At 70.6% G+C, this 5,031-nt stretch carries 4 protein-coding genes and 1 pseudogene; 2 read left to right on the forward strand and 3 right to left on the reverse strand.

Annotated features, from left to right (window positions below):
- Nucleotides 1–825 (reverse strand): DNA repair exonuclease (locus FV222_RS16980; RefSeq protein ID WP_147815214.1); only part of this gene is annotated, 825 nt, incomplete at its 3' end.
- A gap of 235 nt (nucleotides 826–1,060) precedes the next feature.
- On the opposite strand from FV222_RS16980, the gene FV222_RS16985 reads away from it, so the two are divergent.
- Nucleotides 1,061–1,900: an endonuclease/exonuclease/phosphatase family protein gene (locus FV222_RS16985; RefSeq protein WP_246685510.1), complete on the forward strand. Its 840-nt coding sequence runs from the start codon at nucleotides 1,061–1,063 to the stop codon at nucleotides 1,898–1,900.
- Here the strand turns inward: FV222_RS16985 and FV222_RS16990 are convergent.
- Nucleotides 1,818–3,254 (reverse strand): phospholipase D-like domain-containing protein, encoded by a 1,437-nt coding sequence (locus FV222_RS16990; RefSeq protein ID WP_147764336.1) that lies wholly within the window; start codon nucleotides 3,252–3,254, stop codon nucleotides 1,818–1,820. The genes FV222_RS16985 and FV222_RS16990 overlap by 83 nt on opposite strands.
- A 220-nt stretch (nucleotides 3,255–3,474) precedes the next feature.
- Between FV222_RS16990 and FV222_RS16995 the strand changes: the two genes are divergently transcribed.
- Nucleotides 3,475–4,605, forward strand: coding sequence for an alpha/beta fold hydrolase (locus tag FV222_RS16995; RefSeq protein ID WP_147764335.1), 1,131 nt, complete (start codon nucleotides 3,475–3,477; stop codon nucleotides 4,603–4,605).
- Between the two features lie 15 nt (nucleotides 4,606–4,620).
- Here the strand turns inward: FV222_RS16995 and FV222_RS17000 are convergent.
- A pseudogene (locus FV222_RS17000) lies at nucleotides 4,621–5,031 on the reverse strand (FUSC family protein); the annotation flags it as partial.

Consider the following 5,031-nt stretch of genomic DNA (forward strand, 5'->3'; position numbering starts at 1 on the left):
CATCGCCGCCTCGACCAGCGCCACCGCCTGCGCCTCGGTCTCGGCCTCGTCGACGGCGACGGAGAGGTTGTGGAACCGGGCGTGGTCGACGATCAGGCGGCGCACGCCCGCCACCTGCCCGTCGGAGACCTCGACGGCGACGGCGCCCTTGGGCCCGCATTCGCGGATGCTGCGGCCCTGGAGGTTGCCGGGGAACAGGATCCAAGGATCCTGCGACAGCTCGGTGTAGTCGTGGATGTGGCCGAGCGCCCAGTAATCGTAGCCGCGCGCCCGCAGGTCCGCGACCGAGCACGGCGCGTAGGTCGCGTGCTGGGCGTGGCCGGTGCAGGAGGTGTGCAGCACCCCGACGTTGAACCAGCCCGGCACGGCGGCCGGGTAGGACAGCGACAGGTTCTCGTCGACCGCCCGGTTCGGAAAGCTCTGGCCGTGCAGGGCGACCTTCAGCGCGTCGAGCCGTATGGTCTCCGGCTTCTTGGTCGAGAAGGTGCGGACCGCCTCCGGCAGGGTGATCGCCTTGGTGATCACGCTCTCGGCGTCGTGGTTGCCGCGCACCAGCACCACCGGGATGCCGGCGCGGTCGAGCCGCGCGACCTGGCGGGCGAAGAACAGGCCGATCGAGTGGTCGGCCCAATCGCCGTCGTAGACGTCGCCGGCCACGATCAGGAACGCGACGCGGGCCTCGATTGCGTGGCTGACGAGGTCCTCGAACGCCCGGCGCCCGGCCGAGGCGAAGCGCTGGGCGATCTCGGCATTCCGCGCGCCGAGCCCGGCGAGCGGGCTGCCGAGATGCAGGTCGGCGGCGTGGATGAACGTGAAACGCGTCATGGATTCCAAAGATCTGGAGCGCCGTCTGGAGCGCCCACTTGCGGCCTCGGTCCGGTCGAGATGGGTTCTGGGCGCTTGCGGCGCACGGCTCAAGGGTGGAGGAGCGTTGCGTCAACAGGGCAACGGGATCGTGGGTCGCGCGTTGGGAGGCGGGCGAAACCCGCCCGGTCCCATCCCGGTCTCGCGCCTGCCCCAGGCTGTCGGAAGAGCGCGGTCAGGAGCACGAACGGCCCGCATGGCGACATCCCAGGTCTCATCCCAAGCCTCATCCCAAGCCTCATCCCAGGTCTCATCCCAGGTCTCTTCGGCCCCCCTCGGCCTCGATTCCGTCGCGCCGGCGCCGCTCCGACAGGCGGATGCCGCGGCGGCGTCGCGCAAGGTCGTCAGCTGGAACCTGCTGCGCCGCACCGGCGCGGCGGTCGAGGACGTGGTCGCGCTGATCGAGCAGGAGCGGCCGGACCTGCTGCTGATGCAGGAAGCCACCCGCGAGATCGCCGGGATCACCGAACGGGTCGGCGGGTCCTACGCCTGGGTGCCGCTGCCCGGCCGCATCCACGGGCTGGCGATGTGGTGCCCGACGCCGTGGGCGACGAACCCGGCCGTGGTCACGCTGCCGTCCGGCGCGGTGGTCCACCGGGTCTGCCAGGTGCTCGATTTCGGCGACTTCGGCGTGGCCAACGTCCACCTCTCGCACGGCCAGATGCTGAACCGGCGCCAGCTCCGCCGCATCGTCGGCATGCTGCCCGAGCGCTCGGCGATCCTGGGCGACTACAACATCGTCGGGCCGGCGCTGCTGCCGGGCTTCCGCGACGTGGGGCCGCGCCGGCCGACCCATGCCATGGTCGAGATGGTGCCGCTGCGCCTCGACCGATGCCTGGTGCGCGGCCTCGTCTGCCGCGAGCACGCGGTGCTGCCGCGCGGGCCTTCCGACCACCGGCCCATCGTCGTCCACCTCAGCCCGGCCCCGCCCGGCGAGGCCCCGCGCCTTCGCTTCAGAGGTATGGCAGCAGCAGTCGCACGCCTGCGTCGCGCAAACGGACCGGCAAGGCCCGCGCGTCGATCGCCTCCATCGTGAGCGGCGTCTCCATCTTGGCGCGGATGAACGTCTCGAGCTGAGCGGCGAGCGCCGCGTCGTGGATCTCGACGTTGAGCTCGAAGTTCAGGCGGAAGCTGCGCATGTCCCAATTCGCGCTGCCGACGAAGCACCAGGCCCCGTCCACCACCATCGCCTTGGAATGGTCGAAGGGCGGCTCGTCGAGCCAGATCCGCACGCCGTTGCGGATCAGCGGCGCGACGTGCGCCCGCGTCGCCCAATCGATGAAATGGTGGTCGCTGACCCGCGGGATGACGATGTCCACCGTGATCCCGCGCTGGCTCGCGAGGATGAGGGCGTTCATCACCACCTCGTCCGGCAGGAAGTAGGGGGTGACGAAGCGGACCGAGCTGCGGGCGCAGGCCAGCGCCTGGAGGATCACGAACTCGATCTTCTCGACGTCCGCGTCGGGCCCGGAGAGGACGACCCGGGCGATGGAGTCGCCCACGGGTTGCAGGTCCGGGAACCAGTCAGGCCCTTCGAGCACGCCGCCGTCCGCGAAGGCCCAGTCGGCGCTGAAGGCGAGCATCAGCTGCTCGACCACCGGGCCGGCGACGTGGAAGTGCGTGTCGCGGATCGGGTGGTCGGGGCGGGTCCGCAGGCGGTTCGGCTGCGAGATGTTGAGGCCGCCGGTGAAGGCCTCGCGCCCGTCGAGGATCAGCAGCTTCTTGTGGGTGCGCAGGTTCAGGAACGGCATGCGCCAGGGCAAGCCGGAATGCATGAACAGGGCGGCCGGCACCCCCGAAGCCCGCAACCGTCGAAAGGCCGCCGCGCGGAAATAGCCGCCGCCGATGCCGTCGATGATCACCCGCACGGCCACGCCGCGGTCCTGCGCCGCCTTCAGCGCCGCGCAGAAGGTCCGCCCGGTGGGGTCGTCGCGGAAGATGTAGCTCGACAGGGCGATGCTCGACCGCGCCCGGTCGATCGCGCCGAGCATCACCGGGTAGGCGGCGTCGCCGTTGCGAAACAGGCGCAGTGTGTTGCCGGCCAAAGCCGGCAGGCCGGTGATCCGGCGCACCGCCTTGTCCAGCGGCCACATCACCTCGGGGACGATGGCGTCCTCGGTGTTCGGCGCGCCCGGCGCCGCGGAGGGCTTCGACTGGAACTTGCGTGCGCGGCGCTCGACCCGGTTGATCCCGAACAGGAGGTACAGGGCCGTCCCGAACACCGGCGAGAGCCACGCCAGCCCGATCCAGCCGACCGCGACGCTGACCCGGCGCTTGCGCAGGAGCGCATGCACGGTGACGCCGAGCGCCAGCGCGGTCCCGACGACGGCCGCCACGTCGGCTCGCAGGTGGGCGGTGGCTTGCAGCCACCGGATCAACGCGTCTTCCAAAGCCCGTATCCGCTCTCGATGCCCCCGGGGCGATATAAGGGAAACGGGGCGACGCGCGGACGGTGCGCAGGGTTTTTTCGGTGAGTCAGCGTCCGGCGGGAAAGCGGTCCAGCGACGATCGTCGCGGTTCGTTCGCGCTCCGCTCCTACGTCCGTTGCCTGCATGCCGTCGGGGTGATTCATCTCCGTCATCCGACGCCAGATACGGATGGGAGAAAACGATGCCCAAGCCATCGAAACGGACATTCTTGGCCGAAGGCCGTCAGACGCCGGCCGCCGACACGAGCGCGGTGCCCCGCCGTGAGGTCTTCCGCGGCCTCGCGGTGCTAGGCCTCGGATTGGCTGCAGCGCCGACGCAGGCCCGCGAGCCCGCGGCACCATCGATCGAACGCGAGGAGTTCCGGGTCCCGACCGGTGAGGACGGGATCGAACTCTACGTCCGCAACAAGCGTCCGGCCGGGCAATCGCGCTTCGCCGCCGACCGGATCCTGCTCTACGTCCACGGGGCGACCTATCCAGCCTCCACCGCCTTCGATCTTCCGCTCGCTGGGCTATCGATGATGGATTACCTCGCGGGACTCGGGTTCGACGTCTACCTCGTTGATTTGCCCGGCTACGGCTTCTCGAGCCGGCCGAAGCAGATGGACCAGGCAGCCGCGGACAACCCGCCGTTCATGCGCACCGCCGACGCTGCGAAGGCCGTCGGTGTCGCGGTCGACTTCATCCTGAAGCGCCGCGGCGTGGACAAGCTCGACTTGATGGGATGGTCGTGGGGCACCTCGACCATGGGTCTCTACACCACGACCCACAACGACAAGGTCAACCGCCTTGTCCTCTACGCGCCGCAATGGATCGCCAAGGCGCCCCCGAACCTTGGCACGTCCGGGCCACTCGGCGCCTATCGTACCGTCACCCGCGACAGCGCCAGGGACCGCTGGCTCAAGGGCGTCCCGGAGGACAAGCGCGGCGACCTGATCCCGGCGGGCTGGTTCGAGCAGTGGGCGGACGCGACATGGGCCACCGACGCCGTCGGCGCCGCGCTCTCGCCCCCGGTGCTGCGCGCGCCGAACGGCGTCGTCGCGGACTCGCAGGCCTACTGGCAGGCCGGCAAGCCGCTCTACGATCCGGGCGAGATCCGCGTCCCGACCCTGATCATCCACGCGGAATGGGACGCCGACCTGCCGAGCTACCAGGCGCAGGAATACTTCACCAAGCTGACCAACGTCCCCTACAAGCGCTTCGTCGAACTCGGCGAGGGCACGCATACGGTGATCATGGAGAAGAACCGCATGCAGTTCTTCCGCGAGGTCGCCGCCTTCCTGCAGGAGGCCGACCCGCAGGCCCTGAACTGAGAAGACGGGGCGCGGTCACGCGACGGCGGACACCGCCTCCCGCACCTGCCCCGGCCGCAGGGTGCCGGTGAGCAGGTCGACTTGGGCGACGAGGCGTTGCAGCTGCGGGCTTCGCGCGCCGCCGGGGCGGTCGGGGAGGGGGTAGCGGTTCTCGGCGAGCGCCTGGAGGTTCGCCGCGATCCAGGCCTTCCAGGTGCCGTCCTCGGCCTGGGTCGGCGCGCCGGCGTGGCGCAGCACGGTGAGGCGGGCGCTGATCCGCCGGAGCGTGGCGTCGGCGACCATCGCGGCCTCGACCTCGGGATGGTGCCCGGCGCGGGGCTGCTGCAGGGCGCGCGACAGGGCGGCTTCGAGGTCGTTGAGCGCGAGGCCGGCGTTGCGGGCGCAGGTCGAGAGCCGCGCCTCGCGCTCAACGACCTCGAAGCCGCC

The sequence above is a fragment of the Methylobacterium sp. WL103 genome, assembly GCF_008039885.1.
GTDB lineage: Bacteria > Pseudomonadota > Alphaproteobacteria > Rhizobiales > Beijerinckiaceae > Methylobacterium > Methylobacterium cerastii.

Excerpts from the sequence above, each read along its gene's own strand:
- FV222_RS16995 (WP_147764335.1), top strand. The coding sequence starts at position 3,475 with ATGCCCAAGCCATCGAAACGGACATTCTTGGCCGAAGGCCGTCAGACG.
- FV222_RS16985 (WP_246685510.1), top strand. The coding sequence starts at position 1,061 with ATGGCGACATCCCAGGTCTCATCCCAAGCCTCATCCCAAGCCTCATCC.